Source organism: Pseudomonas sp. GP01-A4, from assembly GCF_058780865.1.
In genome coordinates this window covers 1-14,014 of the sequence record NZ_JBYSWF010000033.1, presented here as the reverse complement: position 1 = coordinate 14,014, position 14,014 = coordinate 1, and the positions used below count along the sequence as shown (strand labels likewise).

At 62.5% G+C, this 14,014-nt stretch carries 16 protein-coding genes; 8 read left to right on the top strand and 8 right to left on the bottom strand.

What is annotated here, in order from left to right:
• Positions 1-20: 20 nt before the first annotated feature.
• Positions 21-545: a DUF924 family protein gene (locus tag AC3WKX_RS18980; protein WP_102605991.1), complete on the top strand. Its 525-nt coding sequence runs from the start codon at positions 21-23 to the stop codon at positions 543-545.
• Here AC3WKX_RS18980 and AC3WKX_RS18975 read toward each other — a convergent pair.
• Positions 542-1,972: an alpha/beta hydrolase family protein gene (locus tag AC3WKX_RS18975; protein WP_102605990.1), complete on the bottom strand. Its 1,431-nt coding sequence runs from the start codon at positions 1,970-1,972 to the stop codon at positions 542-544. The genes AC3WKX_RS18980 and AC3WKX_RS18975 overlap by 4 nt on opposite strands.
• Before the next feature lie 170 nt (positions 1,973-2,142).
• Between AC3WKX_RS18975 and yfcF the strand changes: the two genes are divergently transcribed.
• Both yfcF and AC3WKX_RS18965 read left to right on the top strand, forming a co-directional pair.
• Positions 2,143-2,775 (top strand): glutathione transferase, encoded by a 633-nt coding sequence (gene yfcF / locus AC3WKX_RS18970; protein ID WP_102605989.1) that lies wholly within the window; start codon positions 2,143-2,145, stop codon positions 2,773-2,775.
• Positions 2,776-2,808: 33 nt separating this feature from the next.
• Positions 2,809-3,540: a GntR family transcriptional regulator gene (locus tag AC3WKX_RS18965; RefSeq protein ID WP_003210205.1), complete on the top strand. Its 732-nt coding sequence runs from the start codon at positions 2,809-2,811 to the stop codon at positions 3,538-3,540.
• A gap of 15 nt (positions 3,541-3,555) precedes the next feature.
• On the opposite strand, the gene AC3WKX_RS18960 is transcribed toward AC3WKX_RS18965, so the two are convergent.
• Positions 3,556-3,819 (bottom strand): hypothetical protein, encoded by a 264-nt coding sequence (locus AC3WKX_RS18960; RefSeq protein WP_008435390.1) that lies wholly within the window; start codon positions 3,817-3,819, stop codon positions 3,556-3,558.
• A gap of 143 nt (positions 3,820-3,962) precedes the next feature.
• On the opposite strand from AC3WKX_RS18960, the gene AC3WKX_RS18955 reads away from it, so the two are divergent.
• Together AC3WKX_RS18955 and AC3WKX_RS18950 are read left to right on the top strand one after the other, a co-directional pair.
• The gene (locus AC3WKX_RS18955; RefSeq protein WP_023658765.1) at positions 3,963-4,601 is read left to right on the top strand and encodes a hypothetical protein; all 639 of its coding nucleotides are present in this window, start codon (positions 3,963-3,965) and stop codon (positions 4,599-4,601) included.
• A gap of 29 nt (positions 4,602-4,630) precedes the next feature.
• Positions 4,631-4,972, top strand: a complete 342-nt coding sequence (locus tag AC3WKX_RS18950) for a hypothetical protein (protein ID WP_003210199.1) — start codon at positions 4,631-4,633, stop codon at positions 4,970-4,972.
• 155 nt (positions 4,973-5,127) lie between these two features.
• On the opposite strand, the gene AC3WKX_RS18945 is transcribed toward AC3WKX_RS18950, so the two are convergent.
• Positions 5,128-5,877 (bottom strand): creatininase family protein, encoded by a 750-nt coding sequence (locus AC3WKX_RS18945; RefSeq protein ID WP_102368837.1) that lies wholly within the window; start codon positions 5,875-5,877, stop codon positions 5,128-5,130.
• 86 nt (positions 5,878-5,963) lie between these two features.
• A complete protein-coding gene (locus AC3WKX_RS18940) occupies positions 5,964-6,677 on the bottom strand; it encodes a murein L,D-transpeptidase catalytic domain family protein (RefSeq protein ID WP_023658766.1) in 714 nt (237 codons plus the stop codon).
• A 37-nt stretch (positions 6,678-6,714) separates the two neighbouring features.
• On the opposite strand from AC3WKX_RS18940, the gene AC3WKX_RS18935 reads away from it, so the two are divergent.
• Positions 6,715-8,277 carry a L,D-transpeptidase family protein gene (locus AC3WKX_RS18935; RefSeq protein ID WP_102605988.1) on the top strand — a complete coding sequence of 521 codons (1,563 nt, stop codon included), beginning with the start codon at positions 6,715-6,717 and terminating at the stop codon, positions 8,275-8,277.
• Here the strand turns inward: AC3WKX_RS18935 and AC3WKX_RS18930 are convergent.
• Positions 8,274-8,774, bottom strand: coding sequence for a P-loop nucleotide/nucleoside kinase family protein (locus AC3WKX_RS18930; protein WP_102605987.1), 501 nt, complete (start codon positions 8,772-8,774; stop codon positions 8,274-8,276). The genes AC3WKX_RS18935 and AC3WKX_RS18930 overlap by 4 nt on opposite strands.
• A 45-nt stretch (positions 8,775-8,819) precedes the next feature.
• On the bottom strand, positions 8,820-9,878 hold the full coding sequence (locus AC3WKX_RS18925) for an alginate lyase family protein (RefSeq protein WP_008435376.1): 1,059 nt from the start codon (positions 9,876-9,878) through the stop codon (positions 8,820-8,822).
• Between the two features lie 130 nt (positions 9,879-10,008).
• Here AC3WKX_RS18925 and dapF point away from each other — a divergent pair, with 130 nt between their 5' ends.
• Entirely contained in the window at positions 10,009-10,842 is an 834-nt protein-coding gene (dapF, locus tag AC3WKX_RS18920) for a diaminopimelate epimerase (RefSeq protein ID WP_102605986.1), read from the top strand.
• Here dapF and AC3WKX_RS18915 read toward each other — a convergent pair.
• Both AC3WKX_RS18915 and AC3WKX_RS18910 read right to left on the bottom strand, forming a co-directional pair.
• The gene (locus AC3WKX_RS18915) at positions 10,811-11,986 is read right to left on the bottom strand and encodes a PAS domain-containing sensor histidine kinase (RefSeq protein WP_102605985.1); all 1,176 of its coding nucleotides are present in this window, start codon (positions 11,984-11,986) and stop codon (positions 10,811-10,813) included. The genes dapF and AC3WKX_RS18915 overlap by 32 nt on opposite strands.
• Positions 11,973-12,791, bottom strand: coding sequence for an alpha/beta fold hydrolase (locus AC3WKX_RS18910; protein WP_102605984.1), 819 nt, complete (start codon positions 12,789-12,791; stop codon positions 11,973-11,975). The genes AC3WKX_RS18915 and AC3WKX_RS18910 overlap by 14 nt, the downstream gene beginning before the upstream one ends.
• A 127-nt stretch (positions 12,792-12,918) precedes the next feature.
• On the opposite strand from AC3WKX_RS18910, the gene AC3WKX_RS18905 reads away from it, so the two are divergent.
• Positions 12,919-14,014: TPM domain-containing protein (locus AC3WKX_RS18905; RefSeq protein WP_102605983.1), on the top strand; the 1,096-nt coding region annotated here is incomplete at its 3' end.

Genomic DNA, 14,014 nt, shown 5'->3' with positions numbered 1-14,014 from the left:
CGACGATCGAAAATGCAGCAATGGCGGTTATTGAGTTCTGGAAACAGGCGGGGCCCAAGCTCTGGTTTGCCAAGGATGAAGGGTTTGACCGGCGTTTTCGCGAGGCTTTCTACACTACGCATTTGCAGGCGGCCCGGCGCGAACTGGAGAGCTGGATGCAAACGCCGGAAGGCGCGCTGGCGTTGCTGTTACTGCTGGACCAGTTCCCGCGCAATACCTTCCGTGGCACGGCGCATATGTTCGCCACCGACCCGCTGGCGCGTTTGTACGCGCGGCAGATGGTCGAGGCGGGGATGGACAAGTCGATCGAAACCCCGTTGCGGGCGTTTTGTTATTTGCCCTTCGAGCATTCTGAAGATCCCGGGGATCAACAGCTGTCGCTGGCCCTGAACAAGGACCTTGATGCCAATACCTACCGCTGGGCCAAGGAGCACGCCCGCATCATCGAGCGGTTCGGACGCTTTCCTCATCGTAATGAGGTGTTGGCCAGGGTCACGACAGAGGAGGAGCGGGCGTTCCTGGAGGACGGTGGCTTTTCGGGCTAGGCCTCGGGTTCAGCCACTAAGTCTCTGACGCCCGCCTGGCGAAAACGCCGCACCCCCTTGAGATCAATCGCCCAACGCAACGCTTCAGTCGCCGACGGACGTTCGCCTTGGGTAATCGCCGCGTCATCGGTGGTCAGTTTATTCAGGTAGCCCTTGGCGCCGCCGCGTTCGCTCCAGTAATGGGTGTGGCTGAGCCAGGACCTGGCGAGCCAGCCTTTCCATTTGCCCACGCTGACCGGCAGGTCCAGTACGCCGGGGCCCATCACCGGGCTGACCGGGCCGCCGACGATGTCGCCAAACAGGCCCAGGGGCGCGGGGAAGTAGAGGTTGGTCCAACGGGTCACGGCGAAGGCCGCGGCATGGTGCAAGTACAGGGGTGAAAATGGGCGACCGCCCACGGTGACGGGCAGCCGGCCGCTGTAGCCGTAGCCCTTATCGTCGAGCGTCGGCGGGCAGGCGGGGGCTTCGCGGCGTTCGATGCGGCGCTTGAAGTCGCTCACGCTGCGGCCCAGCAACAGGCTGGCGTGGGCCATCGGGCTGCCGAGGGTGACGAGGTCGGTGATGCGCCACGGGTTGCCGAGGTTGCGTTGTTCGATAAAGGCTTCGGCTTGCTGTTCGCGGAACCTGAGGAGGCTTTGCAGGCGGCCGTCGAGGGCGTTTCCAGCCTTTGGCAGCGTGTCCTGGACCACCGGTTGCAATCGCTCGTGGTTGGCGTAGCGGGCGGCGAGTTCCGGGCCGCCGGGGCGTAACTGATCGTGATGCTCGTGCCACAGGTAGCCGACGATGTCGTAGGCAATCACGCTGCCCAAACTGTGGCCGACGACGATGATGCGGTCGTAATCACCCTTGTCATGCAGGGCGCGCAGCAGGTCGACGCCATCGGCGCGGATCTGTTCGCGCACCACCACGTTCTGCGGGTTGGGGCTCAGGTAGCGGGCGGCATCGCCAAGGTATGACAGTGCCGAGTACTTCAGGGCCAGGCCGATCACCGCCAGCAGCACCGGGACCAGGGCGAAGGGGTTGTCGCTGTGGGGGAATCGGCCATACAGCGTCGCCAGGGTTCCGCTGACCAGCAGCACGAGCAGGGCCAGCAAGGCCCAGCGCGTGGCGCGCCAGATCGGCACGATGGCCGTCGGGATATCCCGGCGCGGACGCTTGAAAATGTCCCATAGCCAACTGAGCAGGTGCCCGACCTTGGTGCCCTGCATCTTGTGGGCCCAGTAGTACTCGTAGAAATCGGTGGTGTTGCGACCCGCCGACTTCAACACGCGCAAATCGAAGTTGCGCGAAAACCGGTCGGGTTTGCTCCAGTAGAAAGGCGTCGCCTCGGGGGTGTCCGCCGGGATCGCCGCTTCGACGAAGCCACGCAGGGTATCCATCGGGCGCTGCTCGCCGATTCCGTGGATGACGACAACCGCTTGTTTCATCTAGTGATCGTTCCTTGATCCGCTTTTCGGGGCGTTACGGGTGGGTTCAAGGGGCCATAGTATTGCCATTATCGATGGTATTCCAGCCAGGAATGCCCCCATAAAAACCGCGCATTTCATTTGCGCGGCGGGATCTCGTAGTGTGGTGCTCCCACCAAGGAGATGTCGCCGTGAACCATCGCCCGCTGAGCCTGTACGTTGACGCCCATTTCACCAGTCCCTACGCGATGTCGGCGTTTGTGACCCTGCGGGAAAAGGGCCTTGAATTTGAACTGCTCACCTTGAACCTCGACACGGCCGAGAACCAGACTGACGCGTACACGCACTTGTCGCTGACGGGGCGCGTACCGACCCTGGTGCAGGGTGAGTTTGCGCTGTCCGAGTCGTCGGCGATAACCGAGTACCTGGAGGATGTGTTCCCGCAGGTGCCGGTGTACCCGGCCGAACCCCGCCAGCGGGCGAGGGCGCGGCAGGTGCAGGCGTGGTTGCGCAGTGACTTGATGCCGATTCGGCAGGAACGCTCGACCCTGGTGGTGTTTTACGGGCTCAAGGGCGAACCGCTGTCGCCGGTTGCTGAAGCAGCGGCCCACACGCTGATCAACGCGGCGCAGGCGCTGTTGGCCGACGGTCGCGACTACCTGTTCGGCGCGTGGTCGATTGCCGACGTGGACCTGGCCGTGATGCTCAACCGGCTGATCCTCAACGGTGACAGCGTGCCCGCCAACCTGGTGGCGTATGCCCAGCACCAATGGCAACGGCCTTCGGTCCAGGAATGGGTCAAGCAGGCACGACCGTCGCTGTAGTCACCTCCTTAATTACTAAGTGAATCCTGATCCATGAATATACTGTCGAGTGACTCCCGCCTGCCGTTGTACCAGCGTTTTCGGGATCATCTGATTGAGCAGATTGCCAATAATCACTGGCGTGCCGGTGCGGCTATTCCCCCTGAAGCGGTGTTGTCCACCCAGTACCAGCTGTCTACCGGCACCGTGCGTAAAGCGATCGAGGCATTGGTGGGCGAGGGCATTCTGGAGCGCCAGCAGGGCCGTGGTACGTTTGTGCGCCGCCCGAAGTTTCAGTCGTCGTTGTTCCGGTGTTTCCGCTTCCAGGGCCCGGGCGGTGAATGCCAACTGCCGCAGAGCCGGATCCTGTCGGTCAAGCCGGTGAAGGCGCCGTTGTCGGTGAGCGAGGTGCTGGGGCTGGCAGCGGATGCGCCGGTAATCTGCATCGTGCGGGTACACGTGCTGGACACCGGGCCAGTGCTGGCCGAGGAAATCTGGCTGCCGCGCGAGCGGTTCCAGGCGCTGCTGGACGTGGATCTGACCCGGCAGGGATTGCTGTTGTACCCCACTTACGAAGAAGTCTGCGGGCAAGTAGTCGCTTCTGCCGAGGAAGCCCTCACCGCCGAGTCCATCGATGACGTGTGGGCCCGCTGGTTGCAGGTGCCGGTGGGCAGCCCGGTGATGGTGATCGAGCGGCTGGCCCGGGATTACGCCGGCCAACCCCTGGAGTTGCGACGCGGCCGTGGCCACGCCGAACATTTCCGTTATCGCGTGGATATACGCTGAGCTTGAGGCGCGGTGCTATTCGGCTTTGAGCAGCACCAGCCAGCTTTGCACCACCCGGCGGTCAAGGTCTTCCCAGTCGGCCATGCCCAGCACCCGGGTGGTGTTCAAGCCGCGCAAGTAGCCACGCAATTGCTGGGCAATCGCGTAGACCACTTCCGGTTCGGCGGCGTTGTCCAGCAGCACTTCCTCATAGTCGACCAGGTAATCGGCAACCCGCTCGCGAAACTCCGGAAGCACAGCTTCACGGATGCGATCGAAGGTTTTCTGGTGGGGCTTCATAGGCGTTCCTTATCATTTTGTGTGAGGCGGCCTGCACGACACTATTGCTCTAGATAATAGTCACCATCAAGTATTGCGAGTTCTGTTTTTCTGAAAAAGGAGGACAATTGCCATCATTGAACATGATGTGCAAGGACCCTGCGATGAGGACTTTTACCGGTTTGGCCCTGGTGGCGCTGCTGATGAGCACAATGGTTGGCTCTGCGTCGGCCGGGGGGCTTCAAGCCAGCCACCTGGCGCCAATCGTCGCCAGCCCGGTCGGGTTGCAGCATTCGCAATCGGTCGGCGTGCTCTACAGCGACAACACCCTCGACAACCTTGAGTACCTGGCGCGCTACCACGCCATGGCGGTCAATGGTGCCAAGGGCCAGCTGGACGAGCAGATTCGCCAGGCCTTCGTCGACAGTTCCGACCCGGACCTGGCGATTGACTGGCTGATGGCGTCGTTGCGGCACACCTTTGCCTCGGTCACCCGTTACGACAACCTTGATGCGCTGTTGCAGGCGCACCCGGATGTGGTGGTGATGCTCGATACCTACAACCAATTGCTGACCCAGCGTAATGATCGGGTGGAAGCGCGGTTTGTTGCCAAGTTCTATGACCTTGACCTGCAATACATCGCCAAAGCCGAGGGTTCGATGCAAATGCACTTGCCTAATGTGTGGGTACATGACAAAACGGCGCCCCAGATCGCTGCACAGATTGGGCAGCAGCGCGACGTTCAGTTGAACGCATTAAAGCAGTTCGATGCCTCGCTCAAGGCGTTGGTCGCTGCCGGTTAGCCCACTTCGTTTATTTTTCAGGAATTTTTATGCGCGTGTTGTTAGTGCCAGCGATGGCTTCTGCTTCTTTATTGATGACGGGCTGTGCATCCGCCCCCAATGCCCCAACCCTTACCCTGCAAACCGCCAAGGACCCTGAAGCCTACGTGCAGTGCGTGGTGCCCAAGTTCGAGAAAAACGGCATGACCTCCACGGTCACGCAGAATTCGCGGCATGCCCGGATCGTGGTGAGCAGCAAGATCGCCGCGGACAACATCCTCGAAGTCTACAAGTCCCAGGACGGCGGCAAGGTGTTCCTGTACGAGCGCAAGCCGTTGGCATCGACGTTCAAGCCGTCGCGGTTCGAGCATGCGGCGCAGGATTGCCTGTAATCGACGAGCGAGGATCTGATGTGGGAGCTGTCGAGCTTAAGCGAGGCTGCGATGGCATCGCTGCGGTATGACAGTGACACCGAGGTGATCCCATCGCAGCCTCGCTTAAGCTCGACAGCTCCCACAGTTGATCTTCATTGTCTTGAGCGAATGATTCAGCTCGGCTTTGGCTCGCTGCTGAACGTATCGACCGCTTTCACCAACCCCTTGGCCGCCAACGCCACCAACTCACCGCCTTTTTGCGGGGTGGCCAGCGCCGGGTCTGAACCCATGCGCCCATCCGGGAATCGCGCGCGGAAGTCGCGGGCTTCGCGGATCGGGCCGGTGTTGGCGATTTGCGGCGAGTAGTCAGCCGACTTGATCGCGTCCGGGTAGGCCCATTGGGTCACGGCAATCTCCGACGGCGTGGCATGGCTGCCATGGCCCACCGGGAACTGCTGGTGCGCCAGTTCGTTCACGCCTTCCAGGTCCCACCAGTTGCACAGTTTCAGCGCATAACCCGACGGGCGCCCGCTGAAGCTGGCTTCGGCATACAGCTCGGAGAACGCCGCTTCGATCGAGGCAATATTGCCGCCGTGGCCATTGAGAAACAGGATCTTCTCGAAACCATGGCCTGCCAACGAACGTACCCAATCGCCAATCGCCGCGATAAAAGTCGAAGGGCGCAGGGAAATGGTGCCCGGGAAGCCCAGGTGGTGCTGGGCCATGCCGATGTTGAAGGTCGGGCCGATCAGGATGTCGGCGTTCTTCTGCGCTTCATGGGCAATGATTTCCGGGCACATCCAGTCGGTGCCCAACAGGCCGGTGGGGCCGTGTTGTTCGTTGGAGCCGATGGGAATCACGATGCTGCGGCTGCGTTCCAGAAACTGGCCAATCTCGATCCAGGTGGATTGATGTAAAAGCATCTCAGGTTCTCTCTCTCATCAAGCCCAGGAACACGGTGGAGTTCCTGGTGGCGTGAGCCGCATGGTGCACGGCAACAGCGAGAGCATCAACCGCCTTTGACAGTACCGGCACTCGCCATCTGGCGCGGCTTGCAGTTGAGGTAAGCCGAGGACTTCAGCCAGCGCTGGTCGGGGTACCAGGAAAACATGAACTGGCCGTCCTTGAGTTTGTCCACCACCTGGCGCGCTACCTGCGGGCGTACGGCGGGGCAACCCTGGCTGCGGCCGATACGGCCTTCGCGCTTGCTCCACAACGGGCTTACATAGTCGGCGGCATGGATCACGATGGCGCGGTCCCGTGCACGGTCATTGAAACCCGGTTCCAGGCCGTCCATGCGCAGCGAGTAGCCATGGGCGCCTTCGTAGCTCTCCTGGGTGCGGAACAAGCCAATGCTGGACTGGTAACTGCCTTCACGGTTGGAGAACTGGGTGGCGAAGTTTTCCCCGGATTTTTGTCCGTGGGCCACCAAATCCCGCAGCACTAATGTCTTCTTGCGCAGGTCGAAGATCCATAGGCGACGAGCGGTCGAAGGTTGGGAATAGTCGATCACCGCCAGCCGGTCGGACTGTTCGATGCCATTGCCCACCGCGCATTGCATGGCGCTCAAGGCTCTTTTCAGTACATCGGGGTTGAGTTCTGGAGCGGCGTGGGCGAGGCTGCTATACAGAGTAAGAGGTTTACCCGTGTCTGCGAGCGCAACGGTGCTCAGCGAGGCAAAGGTCGAGATGATCAGGCCGAGTCGGCAGCAAAAGGTCAGCATGTATAAAGCATCTCCGCCGTGGATGGGAGCTAAGCGATTGTTCAAAAAACACGCATGTTACTTGAGCATTTGCCTGCTCGTTGCACCGCTGGTCGCGACAGCCGAAGACCTGTTGGTGGTGTCGCCGGCCCCGGTGCAATTGGCGCTCTCGCAATTGTCGACCGTTTGCCCAGGCCCGGCCGGGCAGGTCGATGCGCCTTCCCTGGCGCGTTTGCAGGCGTTTTATCAGCAGCAGGGCGACGTGGTGCTGTGGTCCGAGGGGGATCGCCGCGCCGCATTGCTAGCCCAACTGCAGTTGCTGGCCGACGATGGCCTGGACCCGACTCACTATAGACTGCCCCCGGCGGATGCCACGGGGAACGTGCTGTGCATCGATATCGGTACCAGCCAGCAGTACCTGCAAGCCCTGCAGGACCTGCATTTCGGCCGCTTGCAGCAGTCGCGCTTCGAGCCCGTCTGGCATTCGCAACCGGCCCCGGACCCCGACACCCAATTGCTCGCCATGGCCGAGGCCGGCATGCAGAACGTCGCCCAAGCCTTCGACCAGGCCCGCCCGAGCGCGCCGCTATACCTTGGCCTGCGCAGTGCCTACGCCGCCTTGCGCCAGCAACCGTTGCAGCATTGGGAAGCCGTGGCCAGCGGCCCGTTGCTGCGCCCGGGCATGGACGATTCGCGAGTGCCGCAACTGGCGCGGCGAATGGTCAATGGCGGCTACCTGAGCGCCACCTCCGCGGGGACGCAATACCGTGGCGAGTTGGTCAACGCGGTCAAGACCTTCCAGCAGAGCCATTCCCTGCAAGCCGACGGCGTGATCGGCCCCGGCACGGTCACCGAGCTGAACATCAGCCCGGCGATTCGCCGCGAACAATTGCGCATCAACCTTGAACGGTTTCGCTGGCTGTCCCGGGACCTGGAACCCGAGGGCGTGCTGGTGAACGTGGCCGCGGCGCAACTGAGCTTCTACCAGGGCGGCGTGCCCGTGTGGCAAACCCGCCTGCAAGTCGGCCGCGCCGACCGCCAGACGCCTCTGCTGAAGTCGCGCATCACGCGGCTGACCCTGAACCCCACCTGGACCATCCCGCCCACCATCATGCGCGAGGACAAGCTGCCGGCGATCCGCCTGAACCCCGAATACCTGCGCCAGCAGAACCTGCAAGTGCTCGACAGCCAGGGCAACCCGCTGGCACCGGAACAGGTCGACTGGTCGCACCCCGGCAACATTCTGCTGCGCCAGGGCGCCGGCCCGCGCAACCCGCTGGGCCGGATCGTGCTGCGCTTTCCCAACCCGTATTCGGTGTACTTGCACGACACGCCGAGCCAGCCGCTGTTCTCCAAGGGCCCGCGGGCCTTCAGTTCGGGATGTGTGAGGGTTGAGCAGCCGCTGCTGTTGCGCGACTTCCTGGTGAGCCCGTCGGAGAAGATCCGCACCGAAGAATTGCTGGCGACGGAAACCACCCACGAGTTCCGGCTCGCGACGCCGGTACCGGTGCTGCTGGGGTATTGGACGGTGCAGGTCGATGGCAAGGGCGCGTTGCTCTACGCGCCGGACATTTACGGGCGCGACCCGGTGTTGATGAAGGCGATGGAGAGTGCGCTCTAGGCGCTTAGCTGTGCGTTGATCATCGTCAGCGCCTCATGGGAAGACAAGCGCGCCGTATCGACGGTCAATGGCGACTCGGCCCATGGCTCATATTCATGGGCCAGGACGGACTGCCAGGTGGGCGGCGTGAGCCCCGGAATATCGCTGGTGCGTGATTCCACGCGGCGTTGGTGTTCGTGTGGGTCGGAGCACACCACCTGGATATTCACCAGCGGCATACCGGCGCTTAGCGCAGTGTCGCGCCACGCCTGACGACTTTCAGCCACCGGGTTAACGCAATCGACGACAACCGTGCGGCCCAGCAACAGGTTGCTCAAGGCCAGCGCATTGGCCACCTGGTAACCGCTGCTGCCCACACCTTGCTCCAGGACCCCTGCATCGCGGATGGCCTGCTCGATGGTGTCGATGCGCAGATACACGGCGCCGGATTGGCCGGCAAGGGCCTTGGCAATCGTGGTCTTCCCGGTGCCGGGCAGGCCGCTGAACACAATAAGCATGGTCGATCCTTCGAATGGGTGAGTCGGCTCAGTCTACCGGGCGACTCACTTCAAATAACAGGCGCTGATCCAGTCCGAAGGCTTGGGCGCGAGTTGTTCGGCCACCGGCAGATACCGGGCGTCCAACTGCGCCGCCAGCCAGTACAGCGTGTTGCTGCTTTTCGGGTTCCATTCGCCGCTGTAGCCAGGCTCACCTACGCGGGCCCGGTCCCGGTCGAACTGCACGTGGGTATGCACGAACTCTTCGTGGCTGCGCTGGCCTTTGGCATACGGCGCCAGCCAGTCCAGTGCTTCGCTCAGCGAGCCACCGTGGGGCGCGGTGACGTCCAGCCAGTTGCCGCCAATGCCGTAGGGCTTGGCCGCCAATGCGGCCTGCACCAGCGGCTCCAGGTCGTAGACCACATAGTGCAGGGCGTCACGGTCCTGGAAGTCGCTCACCGAGCCGTCGGGCAGTACGTTGTCGTTGATCTGTTGCCGGAACAGCTGGAAGGCCTGTTCGAGCATCTCGCGGTCGCCCAGTGCGGCGGCGGCCACCGTGACCAGTTTTACGCGGTGGCTCTGCCAGTTATTGGTGTTGGTGGCTTTCTTTTCGCCGTGGAACTGCTTGATGCGCTCGATATAGCCATTGCCCAGGTTGGTCAGCAGCGCGCGGGTGGCGTCGCGGGTCTGGGGGCGAAGGTCGCTGGCGGTGAGGGCGTAGGCGCTGATCAGCATGTCGAGGTTGGTTTCGTCGATCGGGTTGAAGTCCGGCTGGTAGGTGCTGGCCCACGCGCTCAGGTAGTCATCCACTTGCTTGAGGTAGCGCGTGTCGCGGCTCAGGCGCCAGGCCAGGGCCGCCTGGCGCATGACTGGCCAATCCTTCTCGGCGGCGATACTTTGCTCGCGGATGCCGTGGTTCGGCAGGGTACCTTCGGTGTGCAGATGGGGCAGGGCGTCGGGCTGGTCGCCGAGGTGGCGCTGGGCGGCAGCCAGCAGTGATTTGGAGGTCGGATTCGAAGTGGCGGGCTGGCAGGCACTCAGGACCTGGGGCGCGGCAAAGGCGGCGTTGGCGAACGCGGCGAGCAGCGCGGCGAGGGCCACGGTGTGCAGAGGGCGTTGGAGCATGCTGTTCCTCAGGGATGGATTGACCCGATCGGGGCGCAGCCACGCTACCATGCCCGTGATGGGAATTTGATGAAATACCCGCCAGCCCCCTATCCTAGCCCGCCAAGCCCGGTCGAGAACAGGACGCCCCATGACTTTGCAGTTCGTGAAGATGCACGCCCACGGTGATGATTTCATCGTGATCGACCGGCGCGGCCAGGATGACCCGATCACCGCTGAAATCGCCCGCCGCCTGGGTGACCGTCATCGCGGCATCGGCTTCAATCAATTGGCCGTGGTGCTTGATTGCACTGACGCGGCCGCCCGTATCAAATTCTGGAACCCCAACGGCACCCCGCTCGACACCTGCGGCAGCGCCACCCGCGGGGTTGCAGACATGCTGATGCGCGAAGCCGGCACTGCCACCCTCGTGCTGCGAACCAACCGGGGGCTGCTGACCTGCGTGCGCAAATCGGCGCAGCGGGTGTCGGTGGACATGGGGCCGCCGTCATTGGGCTGGGAAGCTATTCCGCTGGCGCAAGCGATGGACACCGAACGCTTGCCGCTGGAGGGCAACCCGGCGGCGTGCAGCATGGGCAACCCGCATTGCACCTTCTTTGTCGATGACCTGGCGACGGTCGATATTGCGGCGGTTGGCCCGTCACTGGAAACCCACCCGTTGTTCTCCAACAAGACCAATGTGCATTTCGTGCAGGTACTCGACCGGGGTCATATCCGCCTGCGCATCTGGGAACGGGGCGGCGGTATCCCGCAAGGCTCGGGCTCGTGCTGTTGTGGCGCGGTGGTCAACGGGATTCGTCGTGGGCTGCTGGATGACACCGTCGACGTGCAATGCGATGGCGGTACCGTGACGGTGCATTGGGATGGACGTGGCGGCGTGGTGTTGACGGGGGCTGTCCAAACCGTTGTTCACGGCACTGTGGCTGCCGCGCTCATGGGTGGCGCAATGGAAAGTGCACACTGAAGGTAGTGCCCCGGTCCGGGCTTGAGCTCACCGAAACACCTCCATCATGGGCCTTGGCAATTTCCCGCACGATAAACAGCCCCAGGCCAACGCTACGCACCTCACTGTCCTGCTCCGTGCCTCGGGTCATGGGCTCAAACAAGCCAGCCATCAACGCTTCGGGAATGGCCGGGCCGTGGTTATGCACCGAGAGCCGGCTCTCTTGCGCGTCCTGGTGCGAGGTGATGGTAATCGGCTGTTGCAGGTCGCCGTACGCCACGCTGTTGGCCACCAGGTTGCCGATGATTTGTTGTATGCGGTCGGCATCCAGGAACGTGCGGGCGCTGCCCGTGGCGTGATGTTCGAGGGTCGCCGTGGGGAACGCCACTTGCAACTCGTCGAGACTGTCACGGGTGACGGCGTGCAGGTCGAGTGCTATGGGATTGATGCTGATGCCCTGGCCGACTCTGGCCTGGGTGAAGTCCAGCAAGTCGGCGATCATCCGCTGCGCCCGTTCGGTGGACAGGCCGATATGCCCCAGGAGTTGGCGCTCCTTGGGGCTGCGCTCGCCACGGGCGAGGAACTCCGAGGCCATCTTGATCGCGGTCAGCGGGTTCTTCAGGTCATGGCTGACAATCGCGACCATCTGTTCGGCAAACAGCGCCCGGCGCTGGGCGATTTCATAGGCGCTGCTCAGTTCGGCCTGGGCCTGCTGCAGCGCGACTTCAGTGGCGGTCTTTTCCTGCAACAAGGCTTCAGCCAGTTTGCGGGCATTGAGCAGTTCACGCTCGTACTTGTCGCGGTCGGTGGTGCCGAAGAGGGCCAGTTCGTTATAGGCAATGCCGGCATGTTCGTACCTGACGCCGTTGAGCAATACCGTGACGGTGCGCCGGTCACGGTGCAGCAGGTCGAGTTTTACTTCAGCGATGGAGCCCTGCATTTTCATCAGCGGCCCCAGGTGCGTCTGATGGAAGATCCGCCCGCCCATCGTCAGCAAGTCCTGGAACCGTCGTTCTTTCAACTCATCGATGCTGAAGCCGGTCCAGTCGCTGAAGCACTGGTTGGCCTGCACGATGGTGCCGTCTTCCCGGGTAACCACCAAGGCGCAGGGCGCGCCGTCGAACAAACGTTGAGGATCCGGCAACGACAGGTTATCGACTGGCATCGGCACCTACCCATGGCAACAGGAAACTGTCCATGGCCGCTGAACAGGCGCCGGGTGCGCTCATGTGCGGGCAATGCCCCACGTTATCGACCAGGCAGTACGTGCTGGCGGGCAACGCGGCATGCAGGTACTCACCGACGCACACCGGTGCGATCAAGTCGTCGGTGGATTGCAGAATCAGGGTGGGGGTCATCAGGCCCGCGATGTCCTGGCGGTTGTCCGACAGGAAGGTTACCCGTGCGAAGCGCTTGGCGATGTCCGGCTCGGTGCGGCAGAAACTGTTGGTCAGTTCTTCGCCGAGGGCAGGTTGTCCGGGTGCGCCCATGATTACCGGGGCCATGGTGCTGGACCAGCCGAGGTAATTGCTGTCGAGGGTATCGAGCAACGAATGGATATCGTCGAGGGTGAACCCGCCCGTGTAGTCACCGGAATCGATATAGCACGGCGAAGGACCGATCATCACATGGGCGGCGATTGTTCCGGGCGCCTGGCGATCGGCCAGGGCGCCGATCATCGCGCTGACGGAGTGCCCCACCAGCACCACCGGGCCCACGGCGTATTCATCAACAATCTCGCCCAGGTCATGGGCGTAGCCGGCGAGTGAGCTGTATTTTTCGCCGTCGTACGCGCCCAGGTCGGACTGGCCAGCCCCCACCAGGTCATACAGCACCACACGGAAACGCCCGGTGAAATGAGGAAACAGATAATTCCACATGGTTTGATCACACCCGAAGCCATGGGAGAAAACCAGGGTCGAGGGACCGCTGCCATACACCCTGACATTGTTGCGCTGCTGAAGGTCCATGGCGTTCTCGTGTAGGGCGTGTGTGGGGGTGGCGTAAGTCTAGATAGTCGGTGGCGTCGGGTCACCTGTTTATAGCGTCGATAGGGTAAAGTCGGCCGATTCAGGATGAAACTTCAGGTAACAAAACATGATGGTGTTCCTACGGCAATGTGTCTTGGGCTTGCTACTGATCGTTTCCGGCTCACAGGTGTGGGCCGATACCGTTCCCCCGGCGCCGGTCACGGTTGCGCTGGACCAGCGCGTGATCGACCTGACCCAAACCCTCGACGCTGCCACTCAATCGCGTATGACCACGCAACTCGCCGGTCTGGAACAACGCAAGGGCGCACAGGTGGCAGTGATGCTGCTGCCGAGCACCCAGGGCGTTGGCATCGAGGACTTTGCCAACCAACTGTTCCGTGCCTGGAAACTGGGGCGCAAGGACGTCAACGACGGCATCCTGCTGCTGGTGGCGAAGGACGATCGCAAGGTTAGGATCGAAGTCGGTTACGGCCTGGAGGGCGTGGTCACCGACCTGCTGGCCCACCGCATCATCGAGGAACACATCACCCCGGCGTTTCGCCAGGGCGATTACGCAGGCGGCGTGCAGCAGGCGGTGGACGACCTGACACTGTTGGTGGACGGGGGCAATTTGCCCGAGGTGGCCAAGGCCGGTTTCCCGCCTGAAGCGTATGCGGTACTCCTGGCATTCATGTTTGGCGGGGTGGTCGGGGTATTGATGGGCGCCGAAAAACTCCCTTGGCGCCGGGCCCTGATGGCGGTGGTCGTTGTCACCGTGGTGCTGGTCGCGGTTGCGGGCGGCAAGGACTGGCCGGTCTATTTGCTGTTGCTGCCCCTGTGCATGCTGATCGGTGGCGCTACTTTCGGCGCGTTGTGGCAGGCGAGGGCGGCGTTTTACACCGTGCTGGTGCTGTTGGGCTACATCGCCGGCGTGCTGCTGACCGATAACTTCGTGCGCGAGATATCCCTTATTCATTGGCTGGCTTATCCATTCGCAGGGTTGCTGGTCCTGGGCCTGTATCTGGGCCTGTTCCTGGTGATGAAGAGCATGTGGCAAGAGAGCCAGGTGGGCTTTATCGTGCGGCTGGTGGCGGTGCTGGCGGTGTACGGGATCGTCGGGGCATTGATTGACAAGGGCGCCACGGGATGGCTGTTGGCGTTCCCATTCGCTTCGTTCGCGGCGCTGTTCATCTTTGCCCACGGTATCAGCGGCGGGTCGGGGT

What these genes read in the sequence shown, in the direction of transcription:
- AC3WKX_RS18980 (WP_102605991.1), top strand. Translation starts at nt 21, where the DNA reads ATGGCGGTTATTGAGTTCTGGAAACAGGCGGGGCCCAAGCTCTGGTTT.
- AC3WKX_RS18975 (WP_102605990.1), bottom strand. Translation starts at nt 1,972, where the DNA reads ATGAAACAAGCGGTTGTCGTCATCCACGGAATCGGCGAGCAGCGCCCG.
- AC3WKX_RS18965 (WP_003210205.1), top strand. Translation starts at nt 2,809, where the DNA reads ATGAATATACTGTCGAGTGACTCCCGCCTGCCGTTGTACCAGCGTTTT.
- AC3WKX_RS18960 (WP_008435390.1), bottom strand. Translation starts at nt 3,819, where the DNA reads ATGAAGCCCCACCAGAAAACCTTCGATCGCATCCGTGAAGCTGTGCTT.
- AC3WKX_RS18955 (WP_023658765.1), top strand. Translation starts at nt 3,963, where the DNA reads ATGAGGACTTTTACCGGTTTGGCCCTGGTGGCGCTGCTGATGAGCACA.
- AC3WKX_RS18950 (WP_003210199.1), top strand. Translation starts at nt 4,631, where the DNA reads ATGCGCGTGTTGTTAGTGCCAGCGATGGCTTCTGCTTCTTTATTGATG.
- AC3WKX_RS18945 (WP_102368837.1), bottom strand. Translation starts at nt 5,877, where the DNA reads ATGCTTTTACATCAATCCACCTGGATCGAGATTGGCCAGTTTCTGGAA.
- AC3WKX_RS18940 (WP_023658766.1), bottom strand. Translation starts at nt 6,677, where the DNA reads ATGCTGACCTTTTGCTGCCGACTCGGCCTGATCATCTCGACCTTTGCC.
- AC3WKX_RS18930 (WP_102605987.1), bottom strand. Translation starts at nt 8,774, where the DNA reads ATGCTTATTGTGTTCAGCGGCCTGCCCGGCACCGGGAAGACCACGATT.
- AC3WKX_RS18925 (WP_008435376.1), bottom strand. Translation starts at nt 9,878, where the DNA reads ATGCTCCAACGCCCTCTGCACACCGTGGCCCTCGCCGCGCTGCTCGCC.
- dapF (WP_102605986.1), top strand. Translation starts at nt 10,009, where the DNA reads ATGACTTTGCAGTTCGTGAAGATGCACGCCCACGGTGATGATTTCATC.
- AC3WKX_RS18915 (WP_102605985.1), bottom strand. Translation starts at nt 11,986, where the DNA reads ATGCCAGTCGATAACCTGTCGTTGCCGGATCCTCAACGTTTGTTCGAC.
- AC3WKX_RS18910 (WP_102605984.1), bottom strand. Translation starts at nt 12,791, where the DNA reads ATGGACCTTCAGCAGCGCAACAATGTCAGGGTGTATGGCAGCGGTCCC.